Below are 20,305 nucleotides of genomic sequence, written 5' to 3' on the forward strand. Positions count from 1 at the left end.
CAACCCCTCATCGGCGCTTCAGAATTCGGTCTTGAGAGGAGCACGGTCGGCTGGGCCGCGCAGGTCTTGCCGCCGGCTTCTAGAGCCCCAGACGATCCAGGTCGATGGCTCCGTCGGCTGGCAGGGCGTGTTCGGCGAGCGGCGGAATTTCGCCAATCAACCGTTCACCGAGGGCGTCCCGCAAAACCACCAGATTCAGGGCGTCTGCGTCGACGAGTGGCCCCGTGGAATGAGAGATCACGACGCCCGCAATCGTCAGCCCGCGCCTTTCGGCGGCTTCGAGACTCAGCAATGTGTGGTTGATCGTGCCGAGTGCGGCGCGGGCCACGATGACCAGGGGCAGTTTCAACTCTCTGGCCAGGTCGGCCATCGTCGCGCCTTTCCAGAGCGGAACGAGCAGGCCGCCGGCACCTTCCACCACCATGAGCTCATGTCGCCTGGAGAGCTCACGCCAGGCGGCGCGAATGGTCTCGGCATCCACCTCGCGTTCTTCAGCCTGGGCGGCCACGGTCGGGGCGGCCGGCAGGCTGAATGTCTGGGGGCAGATCTGCTCGAGCATGTCCGATGTGGCGGCAGCCTCTCGCAACGCGATCGCATCGAGGGGGCCCGCCTCCCCCACGCCGGTTTCCGCGGGTTTCATGACCCCCACATCGAGGCCTCGCGCTCGCAAGCCTCGCACGATTGCGCACGAGACCACCGTCTTGCCCACTCCGGTATCGGTACCCGTGACGAACCAACCTCGGCTCAAGGGAGTGCCGCGGTTTCTTCCGCCACGGCCCCGATCAGGGCGTCGATGTCGGCCTCCTTGTGCGTGGCCATCGGCGTAATGCGCAAGCGAGCGGTGCCTTCGGGTACGGAGGGATGCCGGATGCCCTGGGCGTAGAAGCCGCGAGTGAGCAGCCGCTCGCAGACGGCCATGGTGCGTGCATTGTCGCCGAGCACGACGGGTACGATATGGGTGGTGCTGGGAGCGGTGGAGAGGCCGCTTCGGCTGAGTCGCTCCCGCAGGCGAGCAGCGTTCGTTTGCAACTGCTCCCGGCGCCAAGGCTCGCGATCCACCAGGCGGAGCGCAGCCCGCGCGGCTTCTACGGCCGGCGGTGCCAGGGCACACGAGAAGATGAAGCTGCGGGCCGTGTTGACGAGCAACTCGCGCAGCCGAGCCCCCCCGGCGACGAACGCACCGAAGGAACCCAGCGATTTGCCGAGCGTCCCCATCAATACGTCGACCTGTTCCGTGACACCGCAAAGCTCAGCGCTGCCGCGCCCGGCTCGACCCAGGGTTCCGGTGCCGTGGGCGTCGTCCAGAAGTGTCATCGCTCCGTGCTGGCGCGCGAGGGCGAGGATTTCCGGAAGCGGCGCCACGTCTCCGTCCATGCTGTAGACGCCATCGATGGCGACGAGGATGCGGCGGAACTCGTTCTCCGCTCTCGCCAGTACGTCTGCCAACGCGTCTAGATCGCCATGGGGAAATATGCGGGTCTCGGCCTGGGAGAGCCGGCAGCCGTCGATGATCGACGCATGGTTGAGGGCGTCGGACACGACCACGTCGCCCTTGCCGACCAGCGCCGGAATCACCCCGACATTCGCCATGTAGCCCGTGTTGAACGCCAATGCGGATGGCGTGCCGAGGAATGCAGCCAATTCTTCTTCGAGCGCTTCATGAATGGCCAGGTTGCCGGAAATCAGCCGTGAACCACCTGCGGCGGCGCCGTGCTCCCGTGCCGCCGCGGCTGCGGCTTCGACGACTTCAGGATGCCCGGCGAGATCGAGATAGTTGCTGCCGGCGAAGAGCAGCACGTCGCGGCCATCGACCTGCATGCGAGGCCCTTGGATGCCCTCGAGCACGCGCATTCGCCGATGGGTACCACGAGCCCGAATGGCACCCAATGCCTCGGCGGCGACCTCGGCGACCGGGTCGCCCAACTCAGAAGCCCCGGGTGGGCCGCCCGATCCCGGGCTTCAGGATTTCGCCGTCGCCACCACGCAAGCGGAACTCGCCTTCCGGTGTTTCCGCATGCAGTGCGTCGTAGGCAGGGTTGCCGTCTACCTCGAAGCCCGCGTCGCGAATCATCCGGTAGGTATCGATCTCGTTGTCACCCCGGGTCGTGAGATAGCCGTCGACGAAGAGCGAGTTCGCAGGCCAGAGTGCCAGCGGACCGAGGCTGCGGATGTTGCCTTCTCGCCCGCCGGCGATGCGGACTTCGGCGGTCGGGTTGATGAGCCGCACCAGCGCCAGCGCTCGCAGGCAACGCTCCGGTGTGAGGCTGCCATCTTCCATCACCGGGTTGCCATCGATCGGGATCAGGAAGTTCACGGGAATGGACGGCACCTCGAGCTCGCGCAAGCGAAAGGCGACCTCGACGATGTCCCGGCTCTCCTCGCCCATCCCAATGATCAGCCCGCTGCACGGCTGGATGCCGGCTTTCTTGGCAGCGCGCAGGGTTTCCACTCGCTCCTCGTATGTATGGGTGCTGCAGACATCCGGATAGTGGGATTGGCTCGTGTTGAGGTTGTGGTTCAATCGGTCGAGGCCGGCGTCGGCGAGGATGCGCGCCTGTTCCTCGTTGATCAGGCCCGGCGAGACGCAGACCTCGATCGGGTAGGTTTCCTTTACCGTGCGGATCAGCTCCGCCAGCTTGCGGGTGTGTGCGAGGGTTGCCGCCCTGCCCGACATCACCATGCAATAGCGCGAGGCCCCTGCCCGGGCGGCGGCTTCTGCTTCCGCCAGGATCTCCTCGTCGCTCTTCATCGGGTACTTGCGAATCGCCGCATCCGAGTTCTTCGACTGGGAGCAGTAGCCGCAATCCTCCGGGCACAGGCCGTTCTGCACGTTGTTCAGCACATGCACCATCACCTTGCGGCCGAAATGCTTCTCCCGCGGGGCGAAGGCCGCCTGCAACAAGGGCAGGAGTTGGACGTCCTCGCCGTCCAGGATCCAACCGGCGTCGCTCTCCGACGGTGCCTCTCCAGCCAGGGCCCGATCCGCCAGCCATGCATAGTGTTCGAACATGGAACCTCCCGAAAACCTCAATAGAACGGGATGTTACAAGTCCGCCTCGCCCCCCGTCAACCATCACCCTGCACGAGGGTGACAGGGGAAGAGTCAACCAGCGGGGACGGGGTTTACAATTGACTTCTTTGGCGGGCACCCGCCAAAGAAGTCAATTGTAAACCCCGTCCCCGCTGGTTGACTCTTCAGCCTTTGGGCAGAGCGGCGCCTCGGTAGAGGGTGGCGAAGACGCGCGGGCCCTCGATCAGCTGTTCGAGGCGTTCGAGCTGGAAGCCGGCGCGCTCGACCATTTCACCCGTCTTGCGGTTCAGGTTGCAGCCGCAGCCGATCACGTTCCAGAGCGGGTTGATGCGGTCTTGCCAGCTGGCGACCTTCGCATCGTCGCTGCGGCCGTGTTCGATGAAGAGGAGCTTGCCTTCCGGACTGAGTACCCGGTGCATCTCCTTCAGCGCGGCGTGGGCGTCCGGGATGGTGCACAGGGTCCAGGTGACGGTCACCGTATCGAACCGGCCCTGGTCGAACGGCAGGGCGCCATCGGCGGGCAGATGGTGACGTTCGACCGGGAAGTCCACCGCGTCGATGCGCGTCTGGACCTTCTCTTGGAGCGCGTCCATCGGATCGACTGTAGAGAGCTTTTCCACGCCATCCGGGTAGTACCGGAGGTTCAAGCCCGTGCCGAAGCCGATCTCGAGGACGTCCCCCTTGGCTTCAGCCAAGGTCTCCTCGCGTTGGGGGCCGAATTTCCTCATCGCCCGGTCGAGGATCGGGGGGAAGAGGCGCTGCTCGTAGAAGTCGTAGAGACCCATGCCTCCATCTTAGGCCTCCACGGCTACATTTGCGTCCATGGCCAAGCCGCGCTCCGTTTTTTGCTGTACCGAGTGCGGCACCCAGCAGCCCCGCTGGCTTGGGCGCTGCCCGGGCTGTGGGGCCTGGGAAACGCTGATCGAGGAGCCGGTGGCGGGTGACGAGCTGGTTGCCAGTCTGGTGGCGGCTCAACCTGACGGAGCCGCGGGGAAGGCCATCCCTCTGGCGGACGTGGATACCGACGGTGCCCCGCGCCTCCCCACCGGCATCGCCGAACTCGATCGCGTGCTCGGTGGTGGTCTGGTGCCGGGCTCGGTGGTGTTGATCGGCGGCGAGCCGGGGATCGGCAAGTCCACCCTTTCGTTGCAGCTTGCGGCCCAGATCGAACAGAAGGCCGGCCGGGTTCTGTATGTGACGGGTGAGGAGAGCCTCGAACAGGTGCGCTTGCGCGCCGAGCGCCTGGGCGAGATCCCCCGTTCCCTGATGGTTCTGTCGGAAACGCGGGTCGAGGCCTTGGCCGGGCCGTGGCGCGACCACAGCCCGGCCGTCGTCGTGGTCGATTCGATTCAGACCTCGCGGACGGAGCGGATCGAATCCGCCGCCGGTTCCGTTTCCCAGGTGCGAGAGTGCGCGGCGTTGCTCTCGGCGACGGCGAAGAACCACGGCACCGCGCTGGTGCTAGTCGGCCACGTGACCAAGGAAGGCACGCTGGCCGGGCCGCGCGTGCTCGAGCACCTGGTCGATGTCGTCCTGAACTTCGAAGGCGATCGCAGCACGCCATTTCGGCTGCTTCGCGCCAGCAAGAACCGTTTCGGCTCGACCCAGGAGGTCGGCATCTTCACCATGGGCGAAAAGGGTCTCAGCGCGGTGGAGAATCCCAGCGAGCTCTTCCTGGCCGAGCGTAGGCCGGGCTCGCCGGGCTCCTGCATCGTGCCCGTCATGGAAGGTACACGTCCTGTCCTGCTCGAGGTTCAAGCCCTCGTCGCGCCGGCGGGCTATGGCACGGCGCGTCGCACCTGCGTCGGCATCGATGACGCGCGCGTCGCGCTGTTGCTAGCGGTACTCGATCGCCACAGCGAAATCGATCTGTTGTCCTGTGACGTCTACGTCAACGTCGTTGGTGGCGTGCGCGTGACCGAACCCGCCGCAGATCTCGCGGTCGCCCTGGCCATCGCATCCAGTCGTCTCGACAAGGCCATGCCCGCGGATGTCGCGGCCTGTGGCGAAGTCGGGCTAGGCGGGGAGGTGCGGCGGGTGGGACGCCTCGACCAACGCCTGCGCGAGGCCGGCCGGCTTGGCTTCGGCCGCGTCCTGGTGCCTGCGGCGGTGGCTGCCGAAGCACCCGCGGTCGACGGTGCGTTTGGGGTCGAGGATATCGGCCAGGCGGTTCGTTGGCTCTTCGAGAACGCTGTTTCACGCCCAGGTGAACAACGGTAAACGCCTGCCATTACACGGGTTTTTACGTATCGGGTTTTGACACCGGGGGGCACTGGCGCTAGCGTCGGAGACGATGGCGAAGAGTTCCTCCCCTCCGCCGGCCCTTGCCACGGCGCTTGCTCGACTCGAACCGCACCTGCAACAGGTCGAGCGGACGATGCGCGACCAGCTCGTTTCCGAACAGGCGCTGGTCGGCGCGATCGGCGAACACGTGCTCTCGTCCGGTGGCAAACGCTTGCGCCCGGTGCTGGTCATGCTTGCAGCCGAACTCTGCGGCTACACCGGACCGCGTTGTGTGCAGATCGCCGCCGCCGTCGAGTTGCTGCACACCGCCACGCTGCTTCACGATGACGTGGTCGATCTGGCAAATCTACGGCGCGGGCGCGCGGCCGCACGGGCGATCTGGGGCAACCGCCGTGCGGTGCTGGTGGGAGATTTCTTCTACGCACGTGCGTCGTCGATGGTCGTCGAAGACGGCGACCTCGATATCCTTTGGATCTTCTCGAGCACCATCCGGCAGATGGCCGAAGGGGAGCTCCTCCAACTCGAAGCGAGCTTCGATCCGCGCGTGACGGAGGCCCACTACTACTCGGTGATCGAGCGGAAGAGCGCGACCCTCCTTTCCGCCTCCGCGGAATCCGGTGCCGTGTTAGGTGGTGTGACCCGAGCCGAGCGCCGGCGCATCGCTGAGTTCGGCAAAGAACTCGGGTTGGCCTTCCAGCTGCGCGACGATGCCCTCGATTTCGCAGGCGGGGAAGAGGATCTCGGCAAGCAGCCCTTCACGGATGTTCGCGAGGGGAAGGTCACCCTTCCGCTCCTGCTGACGCTGAAGCGTTGCGCCCCAGCCGAGCGCGAGTTGATTTCCGGTCTCTTGAAGACCGCCGCCCAGCGCACCCTCGAGCTCGAGGCCGAAGGCCCGATCGAAATCGATCAGGTGCTGAGCCCGGCAGAGCTTGCACCGATCGTCGATCTGGTGCGCCGTCACCGTGGCATCGAAGACACGGACCGGCGCGCCGAGGAGCACGTCAGGCGCGCAGCCGAAGCCATCGCCCCGTTCCCCGACGGTGCGATCCGAGACGCCCTCGTTGCGGCCGCCGACTACTCGGTGCATCGCACGAGCTGACCTCGCCCCGCTGGTCCCGGGGAAACCTCCCCATGATCCTCCGAACCATGACCAAGAAGCTGGGCCTCGCCCTGGCGCTCGCCCTGGCGGCTCCGGCGACCGGCTCCGTCTGGTGGCCCCAACCGGCGGAAGCTGTTGCACCGGCCCTTCAGGGGGCGCTCAACCTGAACACCGCGAGCCCTGACCAGCTCGTGCTCCTGCCCGGCGTGGGCGAGAGCCGGGCGCGGGCCATCGTGGCGCTTCGCAAGCAGCGCGGCGGCTTCAAGAAGGTCGACGAGCTGGCAGATGTGAAAGGCATCGGTGAGGCGGCGCTCGCCAAGCTTCGGCCTTTCGTGAAGCTTGGTGGCGCCACCACGCTTCGGGTCGACTAGGTCCAGGGTTTGCCCGACCCATGCGCATTTGCGCATGGGTCGGGTTTTTCTCCGCACGCGGCCGAGGCGCCCTGCAGGACGAGTGGTTAAAATTCGCCCTCCCCCCAGCCCGGAGGCCGTATGTTCAGCGCAATCACCACCGTCCGTGCCCTCGAGATCCTCGATTCCCGTGGCAACCCCACACTCGAGGTCGAGGTGGCGACCGCCAGCGGCAAGCGCGGCCGAGCCGCCGTGCCGTCCGGTGCTTCGACAGGTGCCCGCGAAGCCCTCGAGCTTCGGGATGGCGACAAGGATCGCTACCTCGGAAAGGGCGTTCGCACCGCCGTGGCCAACGTGAATGGCGAGATCGCAGCCTCCATCAGCGGTCGCGATCTCGATGGCCTGGACGAACAACGCGCCCTCGACGATGCGCTTTGCGCTCTCGACGGCACCGAGACGAAATCGCGGCTGGGTGCCAACGCGTTGTTGGGTGTCTCCCTGGCGGCCGCCCACGCCGCCGCTGCGATTCGCGATGAGCCGCTCTACCGCTTCCTGGGCGGTGAGGATGCGCATCTGTTGCCTGCCCCGATGATGAACGTGCTGAATGGTGGAGCCCATGCTGACAACAATGTCGATCTGCAGGAGTTCATGCTCTACCCGGTGGGCGCAGGGAGTTTCGCCGAGGCGCTGCGTTGGGGTGCCGAGGTATTCCACAAGCTGAAGGGCGTTCTTTCGGAGAAGGGCTACGCCACTTCCGTTGGCGACGAGGGTGGCTTCGCACCGAATCTCTCCTCGAATCAGGAAGCCATCGAGCTATGCCTGTCTGCAATCGAGCAGGCGGGCTATCGGCCGGGCGACGAGATCGGTATCGCCCTCGATCCGGCCTCCAGCGAGTTCTATTCCGACGGCATCTACGATCTCGCCGGTGAGGGCAAGCAGAAGACCCCCGAGGAGATGGTCGCCTTCTACCAGGACTGGTGTGATCGCTACCCGATCCTCTCCATCGAGGACGGGCTGGCGGAGGATGATTGGGACGGCTGGAAGAAGCTCACCGACGCGTTGGGCGGGAAGGTTCAGCTGGTGGGCGATGATTTGTTCGTGACCAACCCGGCGATCTTGCAACAGGGCATCGAGCGCGGCGTCGCCAACTCGATCCTGATCAAGGTCAACCAGATCGGCACGCTCTCTGAAACCCTCGACGCCATGAAGATGGCACGGGTCGCCGGCTACTCCTCCGTCGTCTCACATCGTTCGGGGGAAACAGAGGATACGACCATCGCGGACCTGGCCGTGGCGACCGGTGCGGGTCAGATCAAGACCGGCTCCCTGTGCCGCACGGATCGGGTGGCAAAATACAACCAGTTGCTTCGCATCGAGGCCCAGCTCGGCAGCAAGGCACGTTATGCGGGCCGAGAGACCATCATCGGCGCATGACGGTTCGTCTCCGAAGTCTCGGTCTGATGATGGCCCTGATGCTTGCCGTTGGGTTGGCGACGGCTGCGCTCGCCTACATCCCGCCCGCCAAGCAAGTGGCGGGTGCGGTGGCGAAGGCAAATCGCGTTGCCAAGCGGAACCGTGCGTTGACGATGGAGGTGAGTCTTCAGCGCGGCGACACGGAAGAGGAGATCGCCAGCGGAACGCTGATCGCGGATCCTTCGGGCAAGGCTCGGCTCGAGCTGCTGGAAGGTGGCCGGATCGAACGCCATCTCCGAGCCGGGGCTCGGCTCGAGGCGACTCGTGAGGGAGGCGTGCACTCAGGCGAGCTGCGGCTCCCGCCCCTCCACCTTCTCCAGCTCGTGCAACGCGCCAAGCTTCAGGCCGCCCTGGCTGCCCTCGGGGCGCCGGGGGGTGCCATTGAGCTGGGCCACGACGACGATCTGGACGCCTACGTGCTCGGCGGGCGAGGCGCGACGGCGCTGTGGGTCGATATGGAGAGCCTTTCGCCGGTCCGGATCGACCTGCCTGCGAACATCACGGTGCGATTGGGGCCCCTGGAGAGCTTCGACGGGGTGCTCTGGCCTGCCTGGCTCAGCATTCAACAGGGCGAGGCACCGGTCATCCGGATGGAGTTCCGAGGTGTAACCGCTACGAAGACGAGCCCGGAGACGTTCCGCCGAGAGTGGCTCTTCCCAGACTCGCAGCCTCGGCCTTAGGGGTCGGTAAAACCACCGGTTTTCTCCGGGTTTTCCCCTAAAGAAATTCCGATGTCAGCCGAATCGATGGGTGTTTCCATGGATGCGGAGGTCGTAGGAATCATGGCAGGAAGCCAACCCTTGAACGTTCTCGTGGTCGAGCCCGACGTGCAGATGCGCGGCCAGTTGGCCCACTTCCTGGCTCAAGAGGGCTATGAAGCCACCGCCCTTCAGGAGCCCACCCAGGCCGCCCAGGAAGTAAGGAATGGCCGCTACCAGATGGTGCTGCTCGATCTCGGGCGCCCTGGGGACGGTGGAATCGGCCTGCTCCAGCAGATCCGCTCCGTGGACGACGACCTCTGCGTCATCTGCATGACCGACGAGCCCAGTGTGGAAGCGGCGGTGGCGACGATGAAGCATCGCGCTTTCGACTACCTGAAGAGGCCCACCGCCGTCGATGATCTGCGCCCGGTTCTTTCGGCCGCTGTGAAAGAGCACGGCCTGGCTGTCGATCCGGAGGAGCACCTCAACTCTGCGATCGGCGAGCGCATCCGGGGACGGCGTCACGACCTGACATTGACCCTGAAACAGGTCGCGAACCGGACGGGCCTCTCGGTGAGCTTGATTTCGCAGATCGAACTCGGGAAGAGCGCTGCCTCGGTGACGACCCTGTACAAGGTCGCGACGGCTCTGGGCGTTCCGATCGCGACGTTCTTCGAGACGGTCTAGGTCGAGGCCGAAAGAACGTCCTCGCCTGCGACTCGCTAACCTTCCGGGCGATGAGGACGGTCGAGGATACGCGACCCCGACCCGGGCTTTCGGTGCCCGTGGTGACGCCGTTGTCCCAAGATGGACAGCTGCTGGAGGACGATCTGCGCTCGGTCGTGCGCTTCGTCGTCCAGGATGGATATGGGGCAGACGTCGTCTTCGCGGCTGGCACCACGGGAGAGTGGGATCGGATCGGCGCTGCGACCCAGCGGCGTGTCATTCAGGTCTGTACCGAGGAAGTCGCCAAGGCGAACGCCAAACTCGGGAGGCCCGTCGAATCCTGGGCGGGAATCACGGCTCGTACGCCTGAGGAGACCCTCGAAAATCTCGATGCCGCGATCGCCTGCGGCGTAGATGCGGCGGTGCTGGCGCCACTCTCGATCCGCGGTCTTTCGGATCCGGTGCGCTTCGTTGCTCGCGACGTGGCCGATCTGCTGGACGCACGCACGCGACGCATTCCGGTGTATCTGTACGACAACGCGGATATCGCCGTGGATCCGAAGATCCCCCACATCCGAACGCGGCAGGTCAAGGCACTCTCACGGCTCGATTTCGTCCGTGGCATCAAGGTGAGCGCGTCGAAGCGCGTGCTGGGGAACTACACGCAAGCTGCAAGGGGCTTTCGCGATCGCGGCGAATTCGGAATCTACGTTGGCAATGCGATGCTGATCTTCGAGATCTTCCGGCCGCGGACGGGTATCGTGGGTTCGATCTCGGAGCATTGGCAGCGCAATCGCATGCGGGGTGGGCTTCCCATCGGCGTGGTGGCCGGGCCCGCCAACGCGATGCCGCGAGAGTGGGCCCGCGCCTGGCAACTATGTCGCGCCGGTGACGCCGAGCGAATGGACAGGATCCAACGGGTGGTGGAGGCATTTCGCCTAGGAACGCGAGCCGCAGGTGGCAAGCGCACGATTGCCTGCTTGAAGCGCGCGTTGCTTTCGCGAGGTGTGATTCGTTGTGACGCAGTCGCGGAAGGTACACCTGCTCTTGCTCGCCCGGATGCGGAACGCTTCGATGAAATGTTCGAAGAAGTCCGGAATCAAGCCTCGGAGCTGCTCGTTCCAACCTGGGTGACACCGGAGCCCGGAGCCGCGGAGTGAAGCGCGGACGAACCCTCGGAATCGGTTCCATGGCGGTGGATCGCATCCGCCGGGTTCCGCGTATTCTCGGCAGCGAAGAGAAGGGAACGATCCACGTTCAGGGTGGTGTGGCCGAGGAGCAACGCGTTGGCGGCGTCGTACTCAATCATCTCGGTTGGGCCGCCGTGCTCGGGAATCCGACGGGCATCTTCGGCAAGCAGGCCGACGATGCGGGCGGACGTTTCCTGCGCCAGGCCATGGACGGGCTTGGCATCGAGCGTCATCTCGTCCTGGATGGTTCCGCGAGCACCTTCGCCGACATCTTCGTCGATGATTCTGGCGAGCGGGCCATCTACATGGCACCGGGAGCCACCTCGGAAACCACACCCGCCTTCATTCGCGAGCATTTCACGCAGTTGATCCAAGCGGCCGCACGTGTCACGACCGAGGTTTCGCAACTACCTCTCGATGCCGCGTTATGCGTCTTGGAACTCGCACGGGAGGCGGGGGTTCCGACGCTGCTCGATCTCGACCTTCCGCCGTCGGCTGCGGTTCCGGGCCTGGGCGACACGCCGACGCTCGAGAAGCTGCTGTGCGCAGCCGACGTGTTGAAACCTGCCAAGGCCGCTGCCGCGGAGCTGGTGCCCGAGGCAGCCGGCGATGTCCTTGCCGTCGCCGAGGCAATGCGTGCGCGTTATGGGAACAACGCTGTCATCGTGACCGATGGTGCGGCGGGTTGTGCGATCTCGGCAGAGGGTGTCGCATTGCGCGTTCCAAGCAAGGCCGCGAAAGAGGTGGTCGATACGACCGGGGCTGGCGATGCCTTCCTGGGAGGTCTGCTCGTGGCACTTGCCAATGGGCTTGGTTGGGAAGATACAGCGCTGCTGGCCAACGCCTGTGGTGCAGCCTGTGTCGAAAAGCTGGGAGCCTTTCCGGACGATCCAGCGGCCGCATTCGCAAGGGTTTCCGAGCTCTACGATGGTGCACCAATCGAGCTGGCCTTGCCCGAGTGCGTGGGCACCTCGGCCATTCTGGCATCCGAACGCGCGATGAATGCTCTCGGTGTGGCTGTGGACGAGTTGATCGCGCTCCGCGAGCGATACGATCCGGCCGGCTTCGATGCCGCCGCGGCTTGTATCCGCTCCTGCGAAGCGCGCGGCGGGCGACTTCACGTCACGGGGATCGGAAAGCCGGAACACGTTGCGCACTACGCGGCATCCCTGCTCTCGTCCACCGGGACCCCGGCAACCTTTCTGCACGGAACCGAAGCCGTGCACGGTAGTGCCGGCCAGGTCGTGGCTGGAGACGTCGTGATCGCCATCAGCAACAGCGGAGCCACGGAGCTCACCGCAACCGCGAAGGCGGTCCGAGCGCTAGGTGCCGAGGTCATTGCAGTGACCGGGAATCCGGACTCGCCGCTCGCCGCAGAGGCAGCCGTCGTGCTCGACGCCAGCGTCCATCAGGAAGGCGGAGGTCTTGGCCTTGCGCCTCGCGCCAGTGTCGCCGCCGAGTTGCTCGTGCTCGCTGCCCTCTCTGCAGCCCTCGAAGAAGAACGCGGCTTCACCCGCGCCGCCTATCATGCCCGTCACCCGGCCGGCAAACTCGGTGAAAAGTCAACGAGCGGGGACGGAGTCTGAAACGGACTCTTCAGCTGGGAAGCTTGACCGTGAGTACGGGGCAGGGGGCTTTCTGGACGACGCGTTCCGCGATGCTGCCGAGGAGCAGATGCTTCAGGCCTGAGAGGCCGTGGGTTCCGAGCACGATCAGGTCGACGCCCTCAGCCGCAGCTTCTTCCTCGATCACGGTGGCCGGGTAGCCCTCGCGTACGACGGACCGTACCTGGATGCCGCGGGAGCGGAGCGCCTCGGCGTGGGTCGCGAGGCCCTGCTGGCCCTCGTCCTTCACCGTGTCCCAGAAATCCTGGGGCAGGTAGGCACCTTCGAGCTGCTGGAACTCCACGGGCAGGTGGTAGGCGTGTAGCAGGATGATCTCGCTGCCATGCTCCGCTGCCAGGTGCGCCGCCCACTCCAAGACGGGCTCGGCGTGCTCCGAGAAATCGATCGGGACCAGAATTCGACGAAGTTGCACGGTCATGCAGGAAGCCTGCTCTCCAGAGGCCGCCGTTGCAAGTTCCTGCGGGGACGCCTACCGTTTCTGCCTTCCCGGCGGGGCCGTAGCTCAATTGGGAGAGCGCCGCGTTCGCAACGCGGAGGTTGGCGGTTCGATCCCGCTCGGCTCCACCATTCCTTCGCGGGTTTCGCCAGGCTCATCCTCGCTGCGCGTCACACCGCTGGCCGCAGCGGTCGGATTTGCAGCGATGGTTCTTGTCTCGTAGTCACGAGCGTTTACCTGGTGTGGAACGCGGGGTAGTCTGAATCGTTCGACGGGAGTCAGCTGGGTTGCAGGTGCCGGCCATCGTTGCCGCCGGAGGCGGGAGAGCCGCCAAGGCGGTTTACGGGGACAACAAGGCCCACCTGGAGCTGGCGGGCCGGAGCCTCGTGGGCCACGCGGTGGCCGCTCTCCAACGGGTGCCCGAGGTCAGCGAAGTCTGGGTCGTCGGTGATGCGGCTCGGCTCGAAGCGACCCTCACTCGCGAGTTGGCGGGGGAGCTGTGCAAACCCCTCACGGTGGTCCCGGAGTTTCGCAACCTGCTCGAGAATGCCTGGGAGACCTATCGGCGGCTGTTGCCCGGTGCGGGCCCCGCGGGCCGGGATCCCACTCCCGATGAGCGGGAGAATCTCGTGCTCTTCCTCTCCTCCGACGTCCCGTTGGCCACGCCTCAGGAGATCTCCGCATTCATCAAGGAGGGCGCTGCCCAGGAGGTGGACTACTCCCTCGGCCTGGTCAGCGAAGAGAGCATGCAGCCGTTCTATCCGGAGGTCGGCAGCCCGGGGGAGGCCGGCAAGCCAGGCATCGAGATGGCCTACTTCAATCTTCGCGAGGGAAGGATGCGTCAGAGCAACTTGCACCTCGCCAGGCCTCCGAAGCTCGGCAAGCGGCAGCACATCGAAGAGTTGTACGAGCACCGCTATCAGAAGCAACTCGGGAACGCGCTGGCCCTGGCCTGGCGCATCTTCTGGGATGAGGGCGGTGGCCTGCGTGTCCTCTTCTACTACTCGTTGATGCATCTGGCGGGCGTGTTCGACCGCCGCCGCTGGCGTTGGCTGGCCGACCGCTTTCGGAACTGGGTCACGATCGAGCGGGTCGAACGTGCGTTGGGCGCTCTGCTGAAGGCCCGAATCCGTGTCGTCATCACCGAAGGCGGGGGCTGCGCCGTCGATGTGGACAACGAGCGCGATTTCGACGTGATGCAAGAACGCTGGGACGATTGGCATGCCCGTCAACAAAAGACCGTCGAGGCGCTCTACGGCACGGCACTTCTGCCCGAGCGAGCGACGGAGTTCGAGGTCCGCCGCTGGCAAGGTGGAGGAGAGGACTCGACATGAGCGGCCTGGCCGAAAGTCTCGACGCGGTTCGAGCCGGCGCCGGGTTGTTCCGACAGGAAACTCGCGGGGTGATCGAAGTTTCCGGCAGCGAACGCTCGCGCTGGCTCGATAGCATGGTCAGCAACGATGTGGCCTCGCTCGCGCCCAGCGCAGGTTGCCGCGCTCTGTTGCTCACACGGCAGGGACGCATCACCGCAGATCTGCGCATCCTGTGTCTCGACGAGGTCTTCTGGCTCGGACTTCCGCGGGCAGACGCGTCGCGGATCACCTCCGTTCTCGAGGGCTTCATCATCGCGGATGACGTCGACCTCTCGGATCGCAGCGCCGAGTTGGAGCGCTGGTCTCTCGACGGTCCCACCGCAGAGGACATCTTCTCAGCCATGACGGGAGGTGCGCCACCAGCCGTCGCAGGCGGCTCGGTCGTCGCGCGGATTGCGGACGAAGAGGTTCGTGTCGCCAACTACAGCCTCACCGGCTTGCCCGCGTTGCAGTTCTTCGCACCTGCGGGCAGCGGAGACGAGGTGGCAGAGGCCCTGCGCGCTGTCGGCGAAAGGCACGGACTGGTCGATGGTGACACGGAAGTCCACGAGTGCCTGCGCATCGAGATGGGCCAGGCTGCCATGGGCAAGGAGCTCGATGATTCCGTTCTGCCTGCAGAGGCACGGATGGACGAGGCTGTCTCGGAGAACAAGGGCTGCTACACCGGCCAGGAGGTCGTGGCCCGGATGCGGAGCCGCGGTCGGGCGAGCCATCTGTTGGTCGGCTTGCGTTTCGCTGGCGAGCTTCAGGAGCGCGGGAGCGAGTTGGCGCACGAGGGCCGGAAGATCGGCGAAGTGACGAGCAGTGTTCGCTCGCCGAGTCTTGGCCCGATCGGAATGGGCTACGTGAAGGCCGAGTTGGCGGAGGCCGGGACACAGCTGCAGGCGGGTGGTTTCGGCGCCCAGATCGTCGCTCTGCCTTTTCTTTCGTGAGCGGCGATTCAGGGGACAGGGGTCCGCTGCTGATCGTCTTCGCGAAGCGCCCGGACGCCGGTGCCGTGAAGACCCGGCTCTGCCCGCCATTCACCCTGCTTCAGGCCGCAGAATTCTACGCCTGCCTGCTCGAGGACGTGCTCGAGGCGATGGCCCGAGCGGCACCGGCGCTCGGTTTGTCCCTTCGGTTGGCAATCCACCCCGATGAGGCGGTCGAATCGCCCGGGGTTCCCGTGCCGGTCGGTTGCTCGGTGGTTGGCCAGCGCGGGCCGGGCCTCTCCGAGCGGATGGAGCACGCCATCGGGGAAGCCGCAGCCGAGGGGTTCGGACCGATCCTGGTGCGGGGAAGCGACAGCCCCGCACTGGATGGTGCCGTGCTCGAGGCCGCTCTCGTCGGGCTCGAGCAGGCCGATCTGGTGATCTGTCCGGATCTCGATGGCGGCTACAACCTGGTCGGCCTGCGCAGGCCGGCGCCCGGGATCTTCGACCATCCAATGAGCACGGCTTCGGTTCTCGGTGACACGTTGGCCCAGGCCGATCGACTCGGCCTCCGCCACGTCGTTCTTCCGGAAGGCTTCGACATCGATACCATCGATGATCTGCGAGTGCTTCGCACCACGATGAACACAATGGGATCGTGTTCGCGTACACGGGCCTACCTGGATGAGAAGGATCTCTGGCCGCGCGATTGAGCGACCGGGCAGATCGTGCGCGTACCCCGTTGCCACGGCAAGACGCGTGCACTATTTCCAAGCACGCACGCCTCCGATCGGGGCATCTCCCCGGTCCCGCTCTACGAGTTCTAAGACGAGAGGTTCCGGTCTCTGCCCAGTTGTGCACGAATGCACACGCAAAGAGCCTGGTATGGGAGTTGCAGCCCCGCATTCGTTCATGCAGGGGCATCATCAGTAGGAGGGATTCCCGAGATGAGAATTGGATGGCTGACAGTCCTGGTGGCATCGTCGTTTTTCGTGCCGTGGAGCGCACTGGCGGCGGATGAAGACATGGAAGCGCAGATGCGCCTCATGCAGGAGCGGATGAGCCAGATGGAGGATCGCCTCGAAGCGACCACCGATCAGCTCTCGTCCGCCAACCAGAGGCTTTCCGCTCAGCAACACGTGATCGAGCAGGTCGAACTCGACCAGCGCGGTTCGAACGGCCTGGCCCAGTTCCTCGATACCATCGAGATCGGTGGCTGGGTTTCGGCGAGCTATCTCTACAACTTCAACGATCCGGATGGTCGGGCACTGAACGGCTCGAATACCGGCGGCTTCGCCTATCCATTCCGTCCGGATGCCAACAGCTTCTCCCTGGACCAGCTCTGGATCTGGATGGAGCGGGGCATCAGCGAGGAGAACCGCGCCGGCTTCCGTGCGGACTTCGTCTACGGCAAGGACGCCGGGTTGCTTTCCGGTGATTTCGGCGCAGGCGACGGATTCAGCGGCAACGACTTCGAGCTCTATCAGGCCTACATCCAATACCTGGCCCCGCTCGGCGAGGGTGTGGAGATGAAGTTCGGCAAATTCGCCACCTTGATCGGCGCCGAAGTGGTGCAGTCTCCCGACAACTTCAACATCACACGCGGTCACGTCTACAACCTGTTCCAGCCGATCACCCATACGGGAATCCTGGCCTCGACCGCTGTTGCGGGCCTCGACGTTTCACTTGGCTTCGTGAATGAGACGCGATCGTTCCCGGCCAACGATATCGATCGGAACAAGAACAAGGCGGTGCTGTGGTCGATCGGCGGTGGTGCTGGCCAGTTCTCCTGGTCGTTCAACGGCATCCACGGCGATTCGGACAGCGGCCTGGGCTTCGACGCACCGGCCGGCGACAAGGAGACGATCCTGGATGTGATCCTCTCCTTCAGCCCGTCCGAGAACTTCACCACCTACGTGAATGCCGACTACATCGAGACCCAGAACTCTCGTGGTCGTGATATCGAGGGTTACGGAGTCTCCTGGGCAAGTCGCCTTGCGATCAACGAGCGCACGGGTGTCGCGTTCCGCGCCGAGTACGTCGACATCGACAACTTCTTTGGTGGCGGCAGCGATCTCGACGTATGGGGCCTGACTGGAACCGTCGACTACAAGCTCACCGAGAACCTCCTGGTTCGCGGCGAGCTTCGCTACGACGACATCAGCGACGGTGGAGACCTCTTCGTCGGAGACGACAGCTTCGCCCCGGGCGTAGCCAGCTTCGACGAGGACGATCAGCTCACCGCCGGCGTCGAGGTCATCTACACCTTCTGAATGCGACCGAGGGGACGCCCCTCGAGGTCAAGGCAACGCAACGGGGCGTTGCGCTCACCGGATCCCGGTGAACGCAACGCCCTTTTGCGTTGGTATCGCGCTGGCGCCCGGTTCAGGGCCGGACGGAGAAAGTCGGCTCGATGCCGAGCTTCTCCATCTTGGTGTAGAGCGTGCGGCGGCCAATGCCGAGTTGGCGGGCGGCTTCGGATCGGTTGCCCCGGGCCTGGCGAAGGGCGTGGAGGATGCGCCAGGCCTCGGCGAGGTCGGTCCATTCCCGCAGTGCCGGCGGCGCGCCGCCCTCCTGGGTTGATCGCTCGAAGAAACTCTGGAACAGGCGCTCGAGGTCAGGGAGATCCCGGACCAGGCTGCCTGCGGTCGATAGGGTGGATTCGTGCACGATGGCCCCTTGCTGCAAGCGACGTTCCATCCAAAAGGGGTTCCGGAACGCCCGGGGCGGAGCCGATGCCCGGATCTTGAGCAGGTGCTGCCCATCATCTGGGCAAGTCTCGGCACAAATTTGCCGGATCCGGCCGATCCGGGGATGATTGGCCCTCTCTTCGTTGGCACCGCGGTTGCTTTGTTCCAGGCCCGAGAACAGGCGATGTCCTGAGGCCGTTGTGATACGGTCCGGCGTTCTGAGCCGAATCAGGCGAGAGCCGACCCGAGCGGGCCGGACTCGAAACGCCTGGACGGAGCGCCGACAGGCGCACAGGAGCGGTGATGCGCAAGATCGAGGCGGTAATCAAACCCTTCAAGCTCGACGAGGTCAAAGAGGCCTTGCACGAGATCGGAATCCAGGGAATGACGGTGACCGAGGTCAAGGGCTTCGGCCGCCAGAAGGGCCACACAGAACTCTACCGGGGTGCCGAATACGTCGTCGACTTCCTGCCGAAGGTGAAGATCGAGATCGCCGTGGCAGACGAGATGGCCGAGAAGGTTGTCGAGGCGATCGTCAGCGCTGCCAACACCGGTCGCATCGGTGATGGCAAGATCTTCGTCCTCCCCATGGAGGAAGTGGTGCGGATCCGCACCGGAGAACGCGGGCCCGCCGCAGTCTGACTCGGCTCCGCAGGCTGTGGCCAGACCGATGGAGGCGGAGCCCCCAGCCCAACCCCCAACCTCCCCCAATCAGAGGAACGAGCGAACCGATGACTCCCAAACAGGCCCTCGAACTGGCCAAAGAAAACAACGCGGTGATGGTGGACTTCCGGTTCATCGATTGGCCGGGCACCTGGCAGCATTGCAGCTTCCCCATCAGTGAGGTCGACGAGTCGACCTTCGAAGATGGGATGGGTTTCGATGGCTCCTCCATCCGCGGCTGGCAGGCGATTCACGAGAGCGACATGCTGATGGTCCCGGACGCCTCGACCGCGTTCATGGATCCATTCTTCGCCCATCCGACACTGGTGCTGATCTGCGACATCGTCGATCCGATCACCCACCAGCCGTACCATCGCGATCCCCGCCACATTGCCCGCAAGGCTGAGGCTCATCTGAGGCAGACCGGGATTGGCGACACGGTGTTCTTCGGACCCGAGGCCGAGTTCTTCGTCTTCAACGACGCCCGCTTCTCGACGGGGGCCAACCATGGCTTCTTCGAGGTCGACTCCGTCGAAGGGATCTGGAACTCGGGGCGGGAAGAAGAAGGCGGGAACCTCGGCTACAAGCCGCGTCACAAGGAGGGCTACTTCCCGGTGCCGCCGACGGACTCCCTGCAGGATCTCCGCACCGAGATGGTGCTGGTCATGCAGCAGGTCGGCCTGCACGTCGAGGCGCAGCACCATGAGGTGGCGACCGCTGGCCAGTGCGAAATCGACATGAAGTTCGAGACGATGCTGGACATGGCCGACCGGCTCACCAAGTTCAAGTACGTGGTAAAGCAGGTGGCCCGTCAGAACGGCGCGACGGCGACCTTCATGCCGAAGCCGCTCTTCGACGACAACGGTTCGGGCATGCATTGCCACCAGTCGATCTGGAAGGAAGGGACGCCGCTATTCGCGGGGGACGGTTACGCCGGACTCTCGGATCTCGGCCTCTGGTATGTGGGCGGCATCCTGAAGCACAGCCGAGCGCTGGCAGCCTTCACCAATCCGACCACGAATTCCTACAAGCGCCTGGTCCCGGGCTTCGAGGCGCCGGTGAATCTGGCCCTCTCGGCTCGGAATCGCTCGGCTTCGTGCCGGATCCCGATGTACTCGGCGAGCCCGAAGGCCAAGCGCGTGGAGGTCCGCTACCCGGATCCGACGGCCAACCCGTACCTGGCTTTCTCTGCCATGTTGATGGCGGGCCTGGACGGCATCGAGAACAAGATCGATCCGGGCGAGCCGCTCGAGAAGGATCTCTACTCGATGGCTCCGGAGGAGTTGGCTTCGATCGAGACCATGCCGGGCAGCCTCTCGGAGGCCCTGGACGAACTCGAAAACAACCATGACTTCCTGCTCAAGGGCGACGTCTTCACCGACGACTCGGTGAGGAACTGGGTCGACTACAAGCGCGAGAACGAGGTGGACCCGATGCGCCTTCGCCCGCATCCCCACGAGTTCGAGCTCTACTTCGACATCTAGGCCGAACCCGGTTCTTGTTCGGAGTGGTCGAACCCGGCTCTCGTTCGGAGAGGCCGAATCCGGTCTGAGATACCAGGGCCCCGTCGGCAATGCCGGCGGGGCCCTTTCACTCCGGCTACTTGGCCGAATCCCCTTGCCCCGAACCATCGGTAGGCGCACGATAGGGGGTTCAAGGAGGTGCAGAATGGACCGCTCCCCCCGACGCTCACGCTCTTGGATCATCTTGCTGTAAGCGGCCAGCCTCGGACGTGGTTGCAGCCCGTATCGCGGGGTCTCAGCCTGTCAGGGGCCCGAGGGGAGCGTCGGCGAAGTTCTCTTTCCAGAGGCGCGGCGTGAGTTCGGCGACCCTGGTTTGAGGGTGGACACTGA

At 64.9% G+C, this 20,305-nt stretch carries 20 protein-coding genes and 1 tRNA gene; 15 read left to right on the plus strand and 6 right to left on the minus strand.

Annotated features, from left to right (window positions below; all coding sequences use genetic code 11):
* Positions 1–79 precede the first annotated feature (79 nt).
* From bioD to GY937_23390, 4 genes are all read right to left on the minus strand, one after another.
* Positions 80–748, minus strand: a complete 669-nt coding sequence (bioD, locus tag GY937_23375) for a dethiobiotin synthase (protein ID MCP5059657.1) — start codon at positions 746–748, stop codon at positions 80–82.
* A complete protein-coding gene (bioF, locus tag GY937_23380; GenBank protein ID MCP5059658.1) occupies positions 745–1,851 on the minus strand; it encodes an 8-amino-7-oxononanoate synthase in 1,107 nt (368 codons plus the stop codon). The genes bioD and bioF overlap by 4 nt, the downstream gene beginning before the upstream one ends.
* Positions 1,852–1,924: 73 nt before the next feature.
* The gene (gene bioB / locus GY937_23385; protein ID MCP5059659.1) at positions 1,925–3,010 is read right to left on the minus strand and encodes a biotin synthase BioB; all 1,086 of its coding nucleotides are present in this window, start codon (positions 3,008–3,010) and stop codon (positions 1,925–1,927) included.
* 185 nt (positions 3,011–3,195) lie between these two features.
* Positions 3,196–3,816 carry a class I SAM-dependent methyltransferase gene (locus GY937_23390; GenBank protein ID MCP5059660.1) on the minus strand — a complete coding sequence of 207 codons (621 nt, stop codon included), beginning with the start codon at positions 3,814–3,816 and terminating at the stop codon, positions 3,196–3,198.
* A 37-nt stretch (positions 3,817–3,853) separates the two neighbouring features.
* On the opposite strand from GY937_23390, the gene radA reads away from it, so the two are divergent.
* The 8 genes from radA to GY937_23430 all read left to right on the plus strand — a co-directional run bounded on the left by radA (position 3,854) and on the right by GY937_23430 (position 12,340).
* Positions 3,854–5,251, plus strand: a complete 1,398-nt coding sequence (radA, locus tag GY937_23395) for a DNA repair protein RadA (protein MCP5059661.1) — start codon at positions 3,854–3,856, stop codon at positions 5,249–5,251.
* 73 nt (positions 5,252–5,324) lie between these two features.
* Complete coding sequence (locus GY937_23400; GenBank protein ID MCP5059662.1) at positions 5,325–6,374, plus strand: polyprenyl synthetase family protein; 1,050 nt, start codon at positions 5,325–5,327, stop codon at positions 6,372–6,374.
* A 47-nt stretch (positions 6,375–6,421) separates the two neighbouring features.
* The gene (locus GY937_23405; protein ID MCP5059663.1) at positions 6,422–6,745 is read left to right on the plus strand and encodes a helix-hairpin-helix domain-containing protein; all 324 of its coding nucleotides are present in this window, start codon (positions 6,422–6,424) and stop codon (positions 6,743–6,745) included.
* A 120-nt stretch (positions 6,746–6,865) separates the two neighbouring features.
* On the plus strand, positions 6,866–8,158 hold the full coding sequence (gene eno / locus GY937_23410; GenBank protein MCP5059664.1) for a phosphopyruvate hydratase: 1,293 nt from the start codon (positions 6,866–6,868) through the stop codon (positions 8,156–8,158).
* Positions 8,155–8,877: a hypothetical protein gene (locus tag GY937_23415; GenBank protein MCP5059665.1), complete on the plus strand. Its 723-nt coding sequence runs from the start codon at positions 8,155–8,157 to the stop codon at positions 8,875–8,877. The genes eno and GY937_23415 overlap by 4 nt, the downstream gene beginning before the upstream one ends.
* 51 nt (positions 8,878–8,928) lie before the next feature.
* Complete coding sequence (locus GY937_23420; GenBank protein ID MCP5059666.1) at positions 8,929–9,585, plus strand: response regulator; 657 nt, start codon at positions 8,929–8,931, stop codon at positions 9,583–9,585.
* A gap of 50 nt (positions 9,586–9,635) precedes the next feature.
* A complete protein-coding gene (locus tag GY937_23425) occupies positions 9,636–10,724 on the plus strand; it encodes a hypothetical protein (protein ID MCP5059667.1) in 1,089 nt (362 codons plus the stop codon).
* Positions 10,721–12,340, plus strand: coding sequence for an SIS domain-containing protein (locus tag GY937_23430; protein ID MCP5059668.1), 1,620 nt, complete (start codon positions 10,721–10,723; stop codon positions 12,338–12,340). Before GY937_23425 ends, GY937_23430 begins: the two co-directional genes overlap by 4 nt.
* A 10-nt stretch (positions 12,341–12,350) precedes the next feature.
* On the opposite strand, the gene GY937_23435 is transcribed toward GY937_23430, so the two are convergent.
* The gene (locus GY937_23435) at positions 12,351–12,797 is read right to left on the minus strand and encodes a universal stress protein (GenBank protein ID MCP5059669.1); all 447 of its coding nucleotides are present in this window, start codon (positions 12,795–12,797) and stop codon (positions 12,351–12,353) included.
* 73 nt (positions 12,798–12,870) lie between these two features.
* On the opposite strand from GY937_23435, the gene GY937_23440 reads away from it, so the two are divergent.
* The 5 genes from GY937_23440 (at position 12,871) to GY937_23460 (ending at position 17,372) form a co-directional block, all read left to right on the plus strand.
* Positions 12,871–12,946 (plus strand) — tRNA-Ala (locus GY937_23440).
* Between the two features lie 162 nt (positions 12,947–13,108).
* Positions 13,109–14,149, plus strand: coding sequence for an NTP transferase domain-containing protein (locus GY937_23445; GenBank protein MCP5059670.1), 1,041 nt, complete (start codon positions 13,109–13,111; stop codon positions 14,147–14,149).
* Complete coding sequence (locus GY937_23450; GenBank protein ID MCP5059671.1) at positions 14,146–15,120, plus strand: aminomethyl transferase family protein; 975 nt, start codon at positions 14,146–14,148, stop codon at positions 15,118–15,120. Before GY937_23445 ends, GY937_23450 begins: the two co-directional genes overlap by 4 nt.
* Complete coding sequence (locus tag GY937_23455) at positions 15,117–15,812, plus strand: glycosyltransferase (GenBank protein MCP5059672.1); 696 nt, start codon at positions 15,117–15,119, stop codon at positions 15,810–15,812. Before GY937_23450 ends, GY937_23455 begins: the two co-directional genes overlap by 4 nt.
* A 234-nt stretch (positions 15,813–16,046) precedes the next feature.
* Positions 16,047–17,372 (plus strand): outer membrane beta-barrel protein, encoded by a 1,326-nt coding sequence (locus GY937_23460; protein MCP5059673.1) that lies wholly within the window; start codon positions 16,047–16,049, stop codon positions 17,370–17,372.
* A 112-nt stretch (positions 17,373–17,484) separates the two neighbouring features.
* Here GY937_23460 and GY937_23465 read toward each other — a convergent pair whose 3' ends face one another.
* A complete protein-coding gene (locus GY937_23465) occupies positions 17,485–17,799 on the minus strand; it encodes a hypothetical protein (GenBank protein MCP5059674.1) in 315 nt (104 codons plus the stop codon).
* Positions 17,800–18,092: 293 nt separating this feature from the next.
* Between GY937_23465 and GY937_23470 the strand changes: the two genes are divergently transcribed.
* A complete protein-coding gene (locus GY937_23470) occupies positions 18,093–18,431 on the plus strand; it encodes a P-II family nitrogen regulator (GenBank protein MCP5059675.1) in 339 nt (112 codons plus the stop codon).
* Between the two features lie 89 nt (positions 18,432–18,520).
* Positions 18,521–19,936 (plus strand): type I glutamate--ammonia ligase, encoded by a 1,416-nt coding sequence (gene glnA / locus GY937_23475; protein MCP5059676.1) that lies wholly within the window; start codon positions 18,521–18,523, stop codon positions 19,934–19,936.
* The last annotated feature ends 369 nt before the right edge of the window (positions 19,937–20,305 follow it).

This window comes from bacterium, from assembly GCA_024228115.1.
GTDB lineage: Bacteria > Myxococcota_A > UBA9160 > UBA9160 > UBA6930.